Genomic DNA, 13,405 nt, shown 5'->3' with positions numbered 1-13,405 from the left:
CCAGTCTTCGAACAGGGGTTAGTAAGGTCAAGCGTCAGATCTAGTCCTTGGGATCCGGTTTGGATCTAGTCCCTTGGATCTAGTCCTTAGCTAGTCCTTGGCGTTGGCGGCTTCCACCGCCCTGCGCGTCAAAACGCCGATCAGGTGCGCGCGATATTCAGCACTGCCGTGCAGGTCGCTGTTCAGCCCTTCGGCGGGAACCGCGATGCCGTCGAGCACCTTGTGCGAGAAACGCTTCTTCAAGGCCTCCTCGAACGCGGTGGCGCGGAACACGCCGTCGGAGCCCGCGCCGGTGACCGCGACGCGGACGTCGGACGGACGCTTGGCCACGAACACACCGACCAACGCGTAGCGCGAGGCCTGGTTGCGGAACTTGATGTAGGCCGCCTTCTTCGGCACCGGGAACATCACCTTGGTGATGATCTCGTCGGCCTCGAGCGCGGTCGAGAACAGGCCCTGGAAATACTCCTCGGCCTTCAGGCGGCGCTTGTTGGTGACGATGGTCGCGCCCAGTGCAAGCACCGCCGCCGGGTAGTCCGCGGTCGGATCGTTGTTGGCGAGCGAGCCGCCGATGGTGCCGCGGTGGCGCACCGCGGGATCGCCGATCAGGCCCGCCAGCTCGGCCAGCGCCGGGATCGCCTCGCCCACGATCGCGGAGTTCGCGACCTCGGCGTGCTTGGCGGTGGCGCCGATCACCAGCGAGCGGCCCTTCATCTCGATCGTGTCGAGACCTTCGATATGGGAGAGATCGACCAGATGCGGCGGGCTCGCGAGCCGCTGCTTCATGACCGGCACCAGCGTGTGACCGCCGGCGATCAGCTTGGCGTCCTCGTTCTTCACCAGGAGGTTGGCGGCCTGCCGCACGGTGCCGGGACGGTGATATTTGAATTCGTACATTGGCGAAATTCCTGGGAATGTCCTGATCGCGGTCGCGATGAATTGCTGACTAGCCGTGGTCGACTTGTTAGGCGAGGTCCGACTTGGCCATCGCCTTGGCGCCGGCGGCGATCGAAGCGACGATGTTCTGGTAGCCGGTGCAGCGGCACAGATTGCCTTCCAGCTCCTCGCGGATCACTTCATCGCTGAGGTCGTGGCCCTTGCGATGGACCAGGTCGACCGCGGTCATGATCATGCCCGGCGTACAGAAGCCGCACTGCAAGCCGTGATGCTCGCGGAAGGCCTCCTGCATCGGATGCAGCGGCGCGCCGTCGGCCGCCAAGCCCTCGATGGTCTTGACTTCATGACCGTCGGCCATCACCGCGAGCGTCGTGCAGGACTTCACCGCCTTGCCGTCCAGGTGCACGACGCAGGCGCCGCACTGCGAGGTGTCGCAGCCGACATGGGTGCCTGTCAGCCGCAGGTTTTCGCGCAGAAACTGGACCAGAAGGGTACGGGGGTCGACATTGGCGTTCACGGGGTTGCCGTTCACGATCATTGAAATCTTGGCCATCAGCACTCTCTTATCTGCGCCACCGCATATCGGCGAAGCAGGCGGTTTAAAATCATTCCAGACGGCATAATATGGGCGCGCCCCGCGATGGGCAACCTTTGGAGCCACCCATCCAGGACATAGCGGGAAGCCTTGGCCGGACCCAGATAGTCCAGCCGGAAGCAGGGCTAACCCTGCACCGCCTTTGCAAAATTTGCAAAGAATTCATCGGCCAGCTTCTTGGCGGCACCGTTGATCAGACGCTGGCCGAGCTGGGCGAGCTTGCCGCCGATCTGCGCCTCCACGTTGTAGCTCAGAAGCGTGCCGCCATCCTTGTCGGCGAGGCCGACGGTGGCGCCGCCCTTGGCGAAGCCGGCGACCCCGCCCTCGCCTTCGCCCGAGATCTTGTAGCCATTCGGCGGATCGAGATCGCTCAAGGTGACCTTGCCCTTGAAGCGGGCCGACACCGGGCCGACCTTCATTTTCGCGGTGGCGCGGAAGCCGCCCTCGTCGGTCTTCTCCAGCTCTTCGCAGCCGGGAATGCAGGCCTTCAACACTTCGGGATCGTTGAGCTTGTCCCACACAGCCTGGCGCGGCGCTGCAAGCTGGACTTCGCCGGTCATCGTCATGGCCATGGGGGACCTCCTCGATCGCAAGAAACCTTTTCCCCCAAGTAAAGCAGGCCGGGCGCAAAGGAAAGGCCACCTTCGGAGGATGAGCGATGCATATTCGCAACCGCAGCAAGCCAAGCGCATCGTTCACGAAATCGCGCGGTCCGCTTGCCGGATATGGCGGCAGCGCAGGGGCATTGGCAGCGACGCGCAGGAGTGGTTAGGTCGCGCGCAATGAGCACAGCCCTCTCCCCCCTGCTTGCGCCGATGCTGTCGAGCGCCGCGATGCGCGCGGTGTGCGACGACGCCGCCACCCTGCAGAACATGCTGGATTTCGAGGCGGCGCTGGCCCGCGCCGAGGTAGCCTGCGGCGTGATTCCCGCAGCCAGCGCCGGACCGATTGCCGCGGCCTGCAAGGCCGAATCATTTGACTTCGCCGCGCTTGCGGAAACAGCGACTCGGTCCGGCAATCTGGCGATCCCCCTTGTGAAGACCCTGACCGCCAACGTCGCCACGGCCGATGCCGAGGCGGCCCGCTACGTGCATTGGGGTGCGACCAGCCAGGACGTCATCGACACGGCGACCATGCTGACCTTGCGCGCCGGCATCGATGCGCTGCTTGGCGACCTCGACCGTGCCGTTGCCGGCTTTGCCGGGCTTGCTCGCGCGCACCGCGACACCGCGGTGGTGGCGCGGACCTGGCTACAGCATGCGCTGCCGATGCCGTTCGGCCTGAAGCTCGCTGAATATGCCGCGGCGCTGCATCGCTCGCGCAAGCGGCTTCAACGGCTGCGCTGCGAGACGCTGGCGCTGCAATTCGGCGGTGCCGCAGGCACGCTCGCCGCGCTCGGCGATAAGGGACTCGCGGTCGCTGCTCAGCTTGCGAAAGAGCTCGACCTGCCCTTGCCCGATGCGCCCTGGCACACCCACCGCGACCGCATCGCCGAGGCGGCATCGGTGTTCGCCATCCTCGCCGGCACCTGCGGCAAGATCGCGCGCGACGTTTCGCTGATGATGCAGACCGATGTCGGTGAGGCCTTCGAGCCCGCCGGCGCCGGCCGCGGCGGCTCCTCCACCATGCCGCACAAGCGCAATCCGGTCGCCGCTGCGAGCGCGCTGGGCGCTGCGACCACGGCGCCCAACCTCGCTGCCACGATCTTCGCCGCGCAGGTGCAGGACCATGAGCGCAGCGCCGGTCCCTGGCATGCGGAATGGCCGACCTTGCCGGGCCTGATGCTGGTGACGTCGGGCGCGCTTGCCGCGATCGTCGATCTCGCCGAAGGGCTCGAGGTCGATGCGGCGCGGATGCGCGTCAATCTCGATGCGACGCAAGGGCTGATCATGGCGGAAGCCGTCACCTTCGCGCTCGCCGACAAGATCGGCAAGAGCGACGCTCATCACCTGATCGAGGCCGCCAGCAAGAAAGCGGTCGCCGAGAAGAAGCATCTGCGCGATGTGCTGTCGGCGGATGCCACTGTGACGGCGCATCTCGATGCCAAGCGGATCGCAGAACTGTTCGAGCCGATGGCCTATCAGGGTGCCTCGCAGGCGCTGATCGACCGGTTGCTGGCTTCACTGGATGACAAGTAGCGACGATGTCATTGCCGGGCTTGACCCGGCAAGTGCATGACGAGAGGGACAACATAATGCCGATGATCAACGCCGACGGATGCCTGCTCAACGTCCAGGTCGATGGCCGCGACGGCGGACCGACCGTGATGCTGTCGAACTCGCTCGGCTGCACCTTGCAGATGTGGGAGCCGCAGATGCGGGCGCTGACGCAGATGTTCCGCGTCATCCGCTACGACCGCCGCGGCCACGGCAAATCCGGCGTGCCGGCTGGCCCCTACTCGATGGAACGGTTCGGCCGCGACGTGCTGGCGATCCTCGACGACCTCAACATCGAGAAGGTGCATTGGTGCGGCCTGTCAATGGGCGGCATGGTCGGGCAATGGCTCGGCGCCAACGCTCCTGAGAGATTCGGCAAGATCATCCTCGCCAACACCGCCTGCTACTATCCCGATCCGACCAACTGGCTGAACCGCATCAAGGCGGTGAAGGAAGGCGGCATCGCCGCGGTCGCCGACACCGTGATCGCGGGCTGGCTGACCGCCGACTTCCGCGAGCGCGAGCCTGAGACCACGGCGCGCATGAAGGCGATGCTGCTTGCCTCTCCGGTCGAAGGCTATCTCGCCTGCTGCGAAGCACTGTCGACGCTCGACCAGCGCGCCCTGCTGCCGAAGATCAAAAGCCCGACGCTGGTGATCGCAGGAAAGCAGGACATGGCAACGCCCGTGTCGGCGGGCGAGATGATCCGCAGCGGCATTCCCGGCGCCAGCATGACGCTGCTGGATGCCGCGCACATCTCCAATGTCGAGCAGTCGCACGCCTTCACCGAAGCCGTGGTCGGCTTCCTGACGCAACGGTAGTGCCGCGTGTTCGAACACCTCTCCCATCGGGAGAGGTCGGATCGCATCGCAAGATGCGATCCGGGTGAGGGATGACGCTCCCTCGTGAGATCTGAGCCCCTCACCCGGCGCTTCGCGCGACCTCTCCCTGTGGGAGAGGTGAAGAATCGATCAAGAGGAGACATCCATGGACGACAATCAGCGCCGCGACGACGGCATGACGCAGCGCCGCAAGGTGCTCGGCAATGAATGGGTCGACAAGTCGATCAAGAACCGCAACGCGTTCAACACCGACTTCCAGGACCTGATCACGCGCTACGCGTGGGGCGACATCTGGACCCGGCCGCATTTCGATCACCGCACCCGCCGCGTGCTCGTGATCGGCACCATGGTCGCGCTCGGCCAGTGGGACGAGTTCCGCCTGCATGTGCGCGCCGCGCTCAGCGAGGGCGGCTTCACGCCCGACGACATCAAGGAGATCCTGCTGCAGCAGGCGATCTATTGCGGCGTGCCGGCAGCCAACCACGCCGTCAAGGAAGCCGGCGCAATCATTGCCGAGCTAGGGCTGCTGAAGGGATAGCCCACTCGCCGGCGCCCCCGCCTCGACGGCAGGAGTCACGGCAGCTCGCTTCGGCGAGGTCTCGAACAGCATCACGATCGCGGTGCCGAGCAGCATCAGAAGCTCGGACGCATGCATCCGCATCGCTTCGATCTCGCCGACCTTCGACGCCATCATCATGCTGGCGAAGCTCAGCACGCTGCCGAGGCAGAGCGCCACCGCAAGCGCCTCATCGGCGCCGCTGCTGTTTCTGCGCAGCGGCGAGAACGCGGCCATCGCGAGGAACACCGCGAAGAATGCCACCACGGTGATCCGCGCCAGCGCCAACAGCCATGCGAGCCGCACCGTCGCCATCTTGCCGAGGTGCAGATAGTCGCTCGCATACAGCGCGATCGACACGCTCGGCCGCTCATAGAGGCCATGGATCGGCGACACCATGATGCTGAAGGCGATGATGGTCCAGATCGGAATGAAATAGGCCGCAAGCAGCGCGCCGTTGAAGGAGCTGATCCGCCAGTTGTTCGACATTGCCGCTTCCCGTGCTTGCCGCGCCTTATCGACCGGCGACGGTTCAGGGGGCGAGGTAACGCCGATCGATTGCCGGCAGCAATTTAAACCCTTTGTTAAGGTTAAGCGCGGTGCCATGGTTCCCGGTATCGATGCGATCGGGCCCGGCCAGTATCTGCGCTGGGGAGCATGAGGGGGTAAAATGACTGAAAGAACCCGTGTTTTCGTCGCAACGCCCTGCTTCGGCGGCGATCTGAAGATGGCCTATGTGTTGTCAGTCCTGAAGCTTCAGGCTGCGGCCACGGCCCGGGGCATCGACATCGTGTTCCATCTGATCGGAAACGAATCGCTGATCGTGCGCGCCCGGAACGAGCTGGCGCACCAGTTCCTCGCCTCCGGCGCCAGCCATCTCCTGTTCATCGATGCCGATATCGGGTTCGAGCCCGAGTCCGTATTCCGGCTGCTCGAGTGCGGCGCCGATGTCTCGGCCGCGGCCTATCCGCTCAAGCACATCGATTGGGATAAGGTGCAGCGGGCCGCGGACGCCAAGCGCAAGAACCTCGCCTCATCCTCGCTGGATTATGTCGTCACATGGGCCGGCGACCAGATCACGGCGCGCGGCGATGGCTTTGCCAAAGTCCGATATGCCGGAACCGGCTTCCTGATGATGAAACGATCTGCCCTCGTCCGGCTGTGCGACGCTCATCCCGAACTGAAATACCGGGCGAACCACAAGAGCAACGATCTGAACACCGGCAATCTGGTTCGCGCCGACCTCGACCGCGTGTCGCTGTTCGAATGCATGATCGACAAGACGACCGGCGGATATCTGTCCGAAGACTACGCCTTCTGCCGGCGCTGGATCGACCTCGGCGGCGAGATCTGGCTCGATCTGCGCAGCGAGCTGACGCATTTCGGCTCATACGCCTTCCGCGGCCGCTTCGCCGATCAATTGGCCTGAATAACAGCGGCAGAAACAAATCGACTGACAAAAGGCCTCGCAACGCGGCGAGACCCTTTTTGTTGCAGCTGCTCAATTACCCAGCCTCACACCGGCCCGGATCCTGCGGCGCTGAGCTTCCGATCTGGGCTCCGGTTGGTCATTCTCTCATCAAGCTGGGGACAACGCGTGCATCGGGACCGCAGTTGCTCGGGGAACACGGGTTCCGGCGCGATCATTGCAAGGCGACGGGGCCTCGACCCCTGTGACATCGGAAGCGCACCCGCCAAAGTAGTTATGTACAAGGCCCTTTCTGCTGCTGCCACGCTGTTGCCGCCGCCGGGGTTCCGCTGTTAGAAAATACCGCGACGCGACGGACCAGGCTGCCGGGGGCCCTCGCCGCGTCACCCGCGACGGTGCGTTTTCGAGCGAAGTGGAGACCGGTTCGCGTGAAGACAACGCGTCCAAATCAAACCGAGAGCCCGTTCGGTTCTCAACCGAACAGGCTCTGACGGCGGCGCATGGATTATTTCGCCCAGCAACTGATCAACGGCCTCGTGCTCGGTTCGATCTATGGCCTGATCGCCATCGGCTACACGATGGTCTACGGCATCGTTGGCATGATCAACTTCGCCCATGGCGACATCTTCATGATCGGCGGCTTCATCGCGATGATCTCGTTCCTGGTGCTGGTGTCGCTCGGCCTCACCGCGATCCCGCTGATCCTGCTGATCGTGCTGCTGGTCTCGATGGTGATCACCGCGCTCTACGGCTGGACCATCGAACGCATCGCCTACCGGCCGCTGCGCCACTCGTTCCGCCTCGCGCCGATGCTGTCGGCGATCGGCATGTCGTTCGTGCTGACCAATTTTTCACAGGTGTCGCAGGGCGCGCGGGTCAAGCCGGTGCCGCCGATCGTCACCGGCGGCTACACGCTGCATGAAGGCCCGGCAGGCTTCGCCGTTCAGCTCTCCAACATCCAGATCGTGGTCGTGCTCGCGACCATCGTACTGCTCGCGGTGTTCACCTGGCTCGTCTCGCGCACCCGGCTCGGGCGCGACATGCGCGCCTGCGAGCAGGACCAGACCATGGCCGCACTGCTCGGCGTCGATGTCGACCGCACCATCTCGATGACCTTCGTGATCGGCGCCGCGCTCGCCGCGGTCGCCGGCATGATGTACCTGCTGTATTACGGGCTGGTCGATTTCTTCATGGGCTTCGTCGCCGGCATCAAGGCGTTCACCGCCGCAGTGCTCGGCGGCATCGGCTCGTTGCCGGGCGCGATGCTCGGTGGGCTCGCGATCGGCCTGATCGAGACGTTCTGGTCGGCCTATTTCTCGGTGGAGTACAAGGACGTCGCCGCGTTCTCGATCCTGATCGTGGTGCTGATCTTCATGCCGACCGGCCTGCTTGGCCGTCCCGAAGTCGAAAAAGTCTGACAGGCACTTCGTGAGCGCGACCTCAGCCCGCCCCTCGCACGCCGCGCAGCCTTCGGGCAGCGCCTTCATTCTCAAGAAAGCCCTGATCAGCGCCGCCGTCGCGCTGGTGCTGTTCTCGCTGATGATCGGCATCCGCACCGAGGCCGGCCCGCAGGGCGGTCTGATCTACTGGACGCGGTTCGGCGACCTCGCCGCCCTCGTCGGCACCGTGTTCGGCGGCAGCATCATCATCGAGCTGCTGCGGCAATGGTGGGGACCGATCGACACGGACCACATCGTCCCGAAGCCGGTGCAGGCCGCGATGTCGTTCGCCGGGCGCTGGCTGGCACCGGCGCTCCTGGTGTTCGCCTTCCTGGTGCCCGTCATCTTCTACAATCAGCGTTACATTCTCGACCTGTCGATCCTGGTCCTGACCTATGTGATGCTCGGCTGGGGACTGAACGTCGTGGTCGGCCTCGCCGGCCTGCTCGACCTCGGCTATGTCGCCTTTTATGCGGTCGGCGCCTATTCCTACGCGCTGCTTGCCACCAATTTCGGATTGTCGTTCTGGGTCTGCCTGCCGCTCGCCGGCATACTGGCGGCGTTCTGGGGCGTGCTGCTCGGCTTCCCGGTGCTGCGGCTCCGCGGCGACTATCTCGCGATCGTCACGCTCGCCTTCGGCGAGATCATCCGTCTCGTCATCATCAACTGGCAGAGCCTGACCGGCGGCCCCAACGGCGTCTCCGGCATCCCGCGCCCGACCCTGTTCGGCATTCCGCTCGACAACAGCGACGACGGGCTTGCGGCCAAGCTCGGCATCGATTTCTCGCCGACCCACCGCATCGTGTTCCTGTTCTACCTGATCCTGGCGATGGCGCTGCTCACCAACTGGGTGACGATCCGGCTGCGCCGGCTGCCGATCGGCCGCGCCTGGGAGGCGCTGCGCGAGGACGAGGTGGCCTGTCGCGCGCTCGGCATCAACGTCACCACGACCAAGCTCACCGCGTTCGCGACGGGTGCGATGTTCGGCGGCTTCGCGGGCGCCTTCTTCGCCACGCGGCAGGGCTTCATCAGCCCGGAATCCTTCACCTTCCAGGAATCGGCGCTGGTGCTTGCGATCGTCGTGCTCGGCGGCATGGGCTCGCAGCTCGGCGTCGCGCTGGCGGCGCTGACCATGATCGGCGGCTTCGAGCTGTTCCGTGGTTTCGATCAGTATCGCATGCTGGTGTTCGGCATCGCGATGGTGCTGTTGATGATCTGGCGGCCGCGCGGGCTGATCGGCCATCGCGCGCCGACCGTGTATCTGGAACGCAACCAGGCGATCTCGTCCGACCTCGTCAAGGAGGGCCACGGATGAGCGGCGATCCGATCCTCACCGTCGACCGCCTGATGATGCGCTTCGGCGGCATCGTCGCGGTCAACGCGCTCTCCTTTGCGGCCGAGCGGCGCAAGATCACCGCGCTGATCGGCCCGAACGGCGCCGGCAAGACCACGGTGTTCAACTGCATCACCGGCTTCTACCGGCCGAGCGGCGGCGCGATCCGCCTCGCCCATGACGACGGCCGCACCATGCAGCTCGAGCGGCTCGGCGATTTCCGCATCACCAAGCAGGCCAAGGTGGCGCGCACCTTCCAGAACATCCGCCTGTTCCCCGGCATGACCGCGCTGGAAAACCTGATGGTCGCCCAGCACAACGCGCTGATGCGCGCCTCGGGCCTGACCTTGCTCGGGTTGCTCGGCCTGCCGTCCTGGCGCGAAGCCGAGCAGCGCGCCATCGAACTGGCGCGGACCTGGCTCGATCGTGTCGGCCTGCTCTCACGCGCCGACGATGCCGCCGGCAATCTCGCCTATGGCGACCAGCGCCGGCTCGAAATCGCACGCGCGATGTGCACCGAGCCCGTGCTGCTCTGCCTCGACGAGCCGGCGGCTGGCCTCAACGCGCGCGAAAGCGGCGGGCTCAACGAGCTGCTGCTGTCGATCCGCAACGAACAGGGCACCTCGATCCTCCTGATCGAGCATGACATGTCGGTCGTGATGGAAATCTCCGACCACGTCGTGGTGATGGACTACGGCGTCAAGATCGCCGAGGGCTCGCCGCAGGCCGTGCGCGACGACCCCAAGGTGATCGCCGCCTATCTCGGCGCCGACGAGGAAGAGGCGATCGCCGTAATGGAGAGCGGCACGTGAGCGCGCTAGCTGCTACCACACCCCTGCTCGCGGTGCGCGGCGTGCGTGCGGCGTATGGCAAGATCGAGGCGCTGAAGGGCGTCGACGTCGAGATCAATCGAGGGGAGATCGTCGCCCTGATCGGCGCCAACGGCGCCGGCAAATCGACGCTGATGATGACGATCTTCGGCCGGCCGCGCGCCCGCGCCGGCACCATCGAATATGACGGCCACGACATCACCGGCGTGCCGACCCACGAGATCGCGCGGCTGCGCATCGCGCAATCACCGGAGGGCCGGCGGATCTTTCCGCGGATGAGCGTCGCGGAAAACCTCCAGATGGGCGCCGACGCCACCGAATGCAGCGAGGCCGAGCGCGAGGCCGGGCTGGAGCGCGTGTTCGCGCTGTTTCCGCGCCTGAAGGAGCGCATCGCGCAGCGCGGCGGCACGCTGTCCGGCGGCGAGCAGCAGATGCTCGCGATCGGCCGCGCCCTGATGAGCCGGCCCCGCCTGTTGATGCTGGACGAGCCCTCGCTCGGCTTGGCGCCGCTGATCGCGCGGCAGATCTTCGACGCCATCCGCACGCTGAACCGGCAGGACGGCCTCACCGTGCTGATCGTCGAGCAGAACGCCAACCATGCGCTGAAGCTCGCCCATCGCGGCTATGTCATGGTCAACGGCCTGATCACGCTGACCGGAACCGGCAGCGAATTGCTGCAGCGCCCGGAAATCCGCGCCGCCTATCTGGAAGGCGGCCGCCACGGCTAGCTGCACGTTTCGTGCCGCTCCTGCAGCAGGACGCAGCCGATGCAGCGTCGATTTGCCTGAAAATTGCCGGTGACTTCGCCGCGAAACCAGCCGAGAATGCCCGTGGTTTGAGGGCCCGGCGTGCCGGGCCCTTCCGCAAGAGGCAACGACCACGAGGGACGTCTCATGAAATCACTGAAGCTGATCGGCCTGGCATTGGGCGCTTCGTTCGCATTGTCGGCGAGCGCGTTCGCGCAAGACATCACAATCGCAGTCGCGGGCCCGATGACGGGGTCCGAATCCGCTTTCGGCCGGCAGATGAAGAACGGCGCCGAGCAGGCAGTCGCCGACATCAACGCCGCCGGCGGCGTTCTCGGCAAGAAGCTCGCGCTGGAATCCAACGACGACGCCTGCGATCCGAAGCAGGCGCGCTCGATCGCGGAAAAGATCGGCTCTTCGAAGATTCCGTTCGTCGCCGGCCATTTCTGCTCGTCGTCCTCGATCCCGGCCTCCGAGGCCTATGCCGACTCCAACGTGCTGCAGATTACCCCGGCCTCGACCAACCCGCTGTTCACCGAGCGCAAGCTCTGGAACGTGGCCCGCGTCTGCGGCCGTGACGACCAGCAGGGCCTGGTCGCCGCCGACTACATCATGAAGAACTTCAAGGGCAAGAACGTCGCGATCCTGAACGACAAGACCACCTACGGCAAAGGCCTCGCCGACGAGACCAAGAAGGCGCTGAACAAGGCCGGCTTCCAGGAGAAGATGTTCGAGTCCTACAACAAGGGCGACAAGGACTTCAACTCGATAGTCTCGCGCCTGAAGCGCGACAACATCGATCTGGTCTATGTCGGCGGCTACCATCAGGAAGCCGGCCTGATCTTGCGCCAGATGCGCGATCAGGGCCTGCAGACCATTCTGATGGCGGGCGATGCCATGAACGACAAGGAGTTCGCCTCGATCACCGGCCCGGCCGCCGAAGGCACGCTGTTCACCTTCGGTCCCGATCCGCGCAACAAGCCGACCGCGAAGGCGATCGTCGAGAAGTTCAAAGCTAAGAACATCGATCCCGAAGGCTACACGCTCTACACCTACGCCGCGATGCAGGTGTGGACGCAGGCCGTCGCCAAGGCCGGCACCACCGACGCCAAGAAGGTGATGGACACCATCAAGGCCGGCGAGTGGGACACCGTGCTCGGCAAGATGGCGTTCGACGCCAAGGGCGACATCAAGGCGATCGACTATGTCGTCTACAAGTGGGACGCCAAGGGCAACTACACCGAGATCAATCCGAAGGGCTCCTGATCGGCTCCCCATCCTTCGCCGTCATTGCGAGGAGCGACAGCGACGAAGCAATCCATCTTTCCGCGTAATCGGTGACAATGGATTGCTTCGCTTCGCTCGCAATGACGAGGATAGAGTTACAAACCGCCCCGGTCAGCCGGGGCGTTTTGCTTTGACACCACGGCTGCTATACCGGGTCGATCGGACAGCAGGGATGGACGCATCGTGAAAAACCTTCTCACCGATATTGCCGGCGTTGCCGTCGGCCACGCCGACGACGCGGTGATCGCCTCCGGTGTCACCGCGATCCTGTTCGAGCGGCCGGCGGTCGCCTCGATCGATGTCCGCGGCGGAGGTCCCGGCACCCGCGAGGACGCGCTGCTTGCCCCGCACAACGTCGTCGAGGCGATCGACGCCATCACGCTGTCCGGCGGCTCCGCGCTCGGGCTCGATGCGGCCGGCGGCGTGCAAGCCTGGCTCGCCGAGCGCGGCCGCGGCTTTCGTATCCGCGATGCGGTGATCCCGATCGTGCCGGGCGCGATCTGCTTCGACCTGCTCAACGGAGGCAACAAGGCGTGGGGCCGCTTCCCGCCCTATCGCGATCTCGGCTATGCGGCGGCGAATGCCGCCTCAGATGACTTTGAACTCGGCAGCGTCGGCGCCGGCATGGGCGCCACCACCGCCAACCTCAAGGGCGGCCTCGGCTCGGCGTCCGCCGTGACCGACGACGGCATCAAGGTCGCAGCGCTGGCGGTGGTCAACGCGGTCGGCAGCGTCACGGTCGGCAGCGGTCCCTGGTTCTGGGCGGCGCCGTTCGAGGTGAACGGCGAGTTCGGCGGGCGCGGCCTGCCGCCAGCGTTCACCCAGGACATGCTGAAGATGCGGCTGAAGGGCGGCGCGGACGCCACCGCGGCGGAGAACACGACACTGGTCGTGGTCGTGACCGAGGCGCAATTGACAAAACCGCAGGCGCGACGACTTGCGATGATCGCGCAGACCGGCATGGCGCGCGCGATCTATCCGGTGCACGCCCCGCTCGATGGCGATGTGGTGTTCGCGGCCGCGACCGGCGCCAAGCCGGTCGATCCGCTGTTCGGCCTGACCAAGCTCGGCGCCGTCGCCGCCAACACGGTGGCACGCGCGATCGCGCGCGGCGTTCATTCAGCAACCGCGCTGCCCTTCCCCGGCGCGCAGCCGAGCTGGCGGGAGCGGTTTGGTTAAAACTGGATTTTACCGCGACGGAAGAGCGCTCCCTCGCCCCGTTCTTACGGGGAGAGGGTTGGGGTGAGGGGCCGCCTCCGCATCAACGGTGATAGACGGACTCGCGGAGACTCCCC

General features: G+C 65.3%; 15 protein-coding genes. 11 read left to right on the top strand and 4 right to left on the bottom strand.

Features of this window, described 5'->3' with window-relative positions; genetic code table 11:
• Positions 1–90 precede the first annotated feature (90 nt).
• The 3 genes from AKN84_RS19390 to AKN84_RS19380 all read right to left on the bottom strand — a co-directional run bounded on the left by AKN84_RS19390 (position 91) and on the right by AKN84_RS19380 (position 2,064).
• The gene (locus AKN84_RS19390) at positions 91–897 is read right to left on the bottom strand and encodes an FAD binding domain-containing protein (protein WP_050422266.1); all 807 of its coding nucleotides are present in this window, start codon (positions 895–897) and stop codon (positions 91–93) included.
• 67 nt (positions 898–964) lie between these two features.
• Positions 965–1,450, bottom strand: a complete 486-nt coding sequence (locus tag AKN84_RS19385) for a (2Fe-2S)-binding protein (RefSeq protein ID WP_021077804.1) — start codon at positions 1,448–1,450, stop codon at positions 965–967.
• A gap of 167 nt (positions 1,451–1,617) precedes the next feature.
• A complete protein-coding gene (locus tag AKN84_RS19380) occupies positions 1,618–2,064 on the bottom strand; it encodes an SRPBCC family protein (protein WP_016840413.1) in 447 nt (148 codons plus the stop codon).
• A gap of 210 nt (positions 2,065–2,274) precedes the next feature.
• Between AKN84_RS19380 and AKN84_RS19375 the strand changes: the two genes are divergently transcribed.
• The 3 genes from AKN84_RS19375 (at position 2,275) to AKN84_RS19365 (ending at position 5,028) form a co-directional block, all read left to right on the top strand.
• Entirely contained in the window at positions 2,275–3,630 is a 1,356-nt protein-coding gene (locus AKN84_RS19375) for a 3-carboxy-cis,cis-muconate cycloisomerase (protein ID WP_050422265.1), read from the top strand.
• Between the two features lie 56 nt (positions 3,631–3,686).
• Positions 3,687–4,469 carry a 3-oxoadipate enol-lactonase gene (pcaD, locus tag AKN84_RS19370; RefSeq protein WP_050422264.1) on the top strand — a complete coding sequence of 261 codons (783 nt, stop codon included), beginning with the start codon at positions 3,687–3,689 and terminating at the stop codon, positions 4,467–4,469.
• A 166-nt stretch (positions 4,470–4,635) separates the two neighbouring features.
• Positions 4,636–5,028: a carboxymuconolactone decarboxylase family protein gene (locus tag AKN84_RS19365; RefSeq protein WP_050422263.1), complete on the top strand. Its 393-nt coding sequence runs from the start codon at positions 4,636–4,638 to the stop codon at positions 5,026–5,028.
• Here the strand turns inward: AKN84_RS19365 and AKN84_RS19360 are convergent.
• Positions 5,008–5,535, bottom strand: a complete 528-nt coding sequence (locus tag AKN84_RS19360; protein WP_050422262.1) for a hypothetical protein — start codon at positions 5,533–5,535, stop codon at positions 5,008–5,010. The genes AKN84_RS19365 and AKN84_RS19360 overlap by 21 nt on opposite strands.
• Between AKN84_RS19360 and AKN84_RS45730 the strand changes: the two genes are divergently transcribed.
• The 8 genes from AKN84_RS45730 (at position 5,504) to AKN84_RS19325 (ending at position 13,289) form a co-directional block, all read left to right on the top strand.
• Positions 5,504–5,707 carry a hypothetical protein gene (locus tag AKN84_RS45730; protein ID WP_128970998.1) on the top strand — a complete coding sequence of 68 codons (204 nt, stop codon included), beginning with the start codon at positions 5,504–5,506 and terminating at the stop codon, positions 5,705–5,707. The genes AKN84_RS19360 and AKN84_RS45730 overlap by 32 nt on opposite strands.
• 9 nt (positions 5,708–5,716) lie before the next feature.
• On the top strand, positions 5,717–6,475 hold the full coding sequence (locus AKN84_RS19355; RefSeq protein WP_050422261.1) for a hypothetical protein: 759 nt from the start codon (positions 5,717–5,719) through the stop codon (positions 6,473–6,475).
• A 500-nt stretch (positions 6,476–6,975) separates the two neighbouring features.
• A complete protein-coding gene (locus AKN84_RS19350; RefSeq protein WP_050422260.1) occupies positions 6,976–7,893 on the top strand; it encodes an ABC transporter permease subunit in 918 nt (305 codons plus the stop codon).
• A 67-nt stretch (positions 7,894–7,960) separates the two neighbouring features.
• Positions 7,961–9,229, top strand: a complete 1,269-nt coding sequence (livM, locus tag AKN84_RS19345) for a high-affinity branched-chain amino acid ABC transporter permease LivM (RefSeq protein ID WP_430649918.1) — start codon at positions 7,961–7,963, stop codon at positions 9,227–9,229.
• Positions 9,226–10,059 carry an ABC transporter ATP-binding protein gene (locus AKN84_RS19340; RefSeq protein ID WP_050422258.1) on the top strand — a complete coding sequence of 278 codons (834 nt, stop codon included), beginning with the start codon at positions 9,226–9,228 and terminating at the stop codon, positions 10,057–10,059. Before livM ends, AKN84_RS19340 begins: the two co-directional genes overlap by 4 nt.
• A complete protein-coding gene (locus tag AKN84_RS19335; RefSeq protein ID WP_050422257.1) occupies positions 10,056–10,805 on the top strand; it encodes an ABC transporter ATP-binding protein in 750 nt (249 codons plus the stop codon). The genes AKN84_RS19340 and AKN84_RS19335 overlap by 4 nt, the downstream gene beginning before the upstream one ends.
• Before the next feature lie 165 nt (positions 10,806–10,970).
• Positions 10,971–12,089: a branched-chain amino acid ABC transporter substrate-binding protein gene (locus tag AKN84_RS19330; RefSeq protein WP_050422256.1), complete on the top strand. Its 1,119-nt coding sequence runs from the start codon at positions 10,971–10,973 to the stop codon at positions 12,087–12,089.
• Positions 12,090–12,293: 204 nt separating this feature from the next.
• On the top strand, positions 12,294–13,289 hold the full coding sequence (locus tag AKN84_RS19325) for a P1 family peptidase (protein WP_050422255.1): 996 nt from the start codon (positions 12,294–12,296) through the stop codon (positions 13,287–13,289).
• The last annotated feature ends 116 nt before the right edge of the window (positions 13,290–13,405 follow it).

It is taken from the genome of Bradyrhizobium tropiciagri (assembly GCF_001189845.1).
GTDB classification, from domain to species: Bacteria; Pseudomonadota; Alphaproteobacteria; order Rhizobiales; family Xanthobacteraceae; genus Bradyrhizobium; species Bradyrhizobium tropiciagri.
This window is presented reverse-complemented; position numbering and strand designations above follow the sequence as displayed.

Coding starts and splice junctions, on each gene's coding strand:
- AKN84_RS19390 (WP_050422266.1), bottom strand. CDS start 897: ATGTACGAATTCAAATATCACCGTCCCGGCACCGTGCGGCAGGCCGCC.
- AKN84_RS19385 (WP_021077804.1), bottom strand. CDS start 1,450: ATGGCCAAGATTTCAATGATCGTGAACGGCAACCCCGTGAACGCCAAT.
- AKN84_RS19380 (WP_016840413.1), bottom strand. CDS start 2,064: ATGGCCATGACGATGACCGGCGAAGTCCAGCTTGCAGCGCCGCGCCAG.
- AKN84_RS19375 (WP_050422265.1), top strand. CDS start 2,275: ATGAGCACAGCCCTCTCCCCCCTGCTTGCGCCGATGCTGTCGAGCGCC.
- pcaD (WP_050422264.1), top strand. CDS start 3,687: ATGCCGATGATCAACGCCGACGGATGCCTGCTCAACGTCCAGGTCGAT.
- AKN84_RS19365 (WP_050422263.1), top strand. CDS start 4,636: ATGGACGACAATCAGCGCCGCGACGACGGCATGACGCAGCGCCGCAAG.
- AKN84_RS19360 (WP_050422262.1), bottom strand. CDS start 5,535: ATGTCGAACAACTGGCGGATCAGCTCCTTCAACGGCGCGCTGCTTGCG.
- AKN84_RS19355 (WP_050422261.1), top strand. CDS start 5,717: ATGACTGAAAGAACCCGTGTTTTCGTCGCAACGCCCTGCTTCGGCGGC.
- AKN84_RS19350 (WP_050422260.1), top strand. CDS start 6,976: ATGGATTATTTCGCCCAGCAACTGATCAACGGCCTCGTGCTCGGTTCG.
- AKN84_RS19340 (WP_050422258.1), top strand. CDS start 9,226: ATGAGCGGCGATCCGATCCTCACCGTCGACCGCCTGATGATGCGCTTC.
- AKN84_RS19330 (WP_050422256.1), top strand. CDS start 10,971: ATGAAATCACTGAAGCTGATCGGCCTGGCATTGGGCGCTTCGTTCGCA.